1 protein-coding gene is annotated in these 662 nt (G+C 63.0%); it reads left to right on the forward strand.

Going from position 1 to position 662, the window contains the following annotated elements:
- Positions 1-662 (forward strand): FG-GAP repeat domain-containing protein (locus ACFQY0_RS21270; protein WP_379717091.1); only part of this gene is annotated, 662 nt, incomplete at both ends.

The raw sequence follows: 662 nt of genomic DNA on the forward strand, positions 1-662 counted from the left end.
GAAACCTTTGCCACGGCGGATCGATTGTCGCTCGCGGTGCAGGATGGGGTGACTTCGGGCTCGTTCATCGGCGTCGATCCGGCAGTGGCGGTGAGTTCGAATCCCTTCGATGTGGAAACGGCCGATCTGGATGGCGATGGAAATCTCGATGCGATCGTGACCCAGCTTGGCACGTCGGATTCGATCACGCTGCTTCCAGGAAATGGCGACATGACGTTCGGCACCGCCATCGAGATCACCGGCATCGGCAACGAGCCGTACGATGCGGTGGTCGAGGATTTCAATGGCGACGACCTGCCGGACATTGCGGTGGCCGTGGGCGGCGCGGACAAGGTGGTGGTCCTGCTCAACACCTCCAGCTCCGGCGCGATTTCCTTCGCCACGCCGGCGGAGGTGACAGTCGGAGATGAGCCCTATGAGATGGCGGCGGCGGATTTCAATGGCGATGGCTTTTTGGATCTCGTGGTGACCAACCGTGGCACCCATGCCACGAATGGCCGCCATGTCTCGGTGCTGACCAACGATCAGTCGGGCGGCTTCACGGAGAGCAAACTCGGTGACACGCTCAGCCCGCGGGTGCGGCCCTGGGCGCTGGCGGTGGCGGACTTCAACGGCGATGCGAAGGCGGACATTGTGGTGGGCGACATGGAAAACGGCAGGCG

It is taken from the genome of Haloferula chungangensis (genome assembly GCF_042664875.1).
Taxonomy (GTDB): Bacteria; Verrucomicrobiota; Verrucomicrobiia; order Verrucomicrobiales; family Akkermansiaceae; genus Haloferula; species Haloferula chungangensis.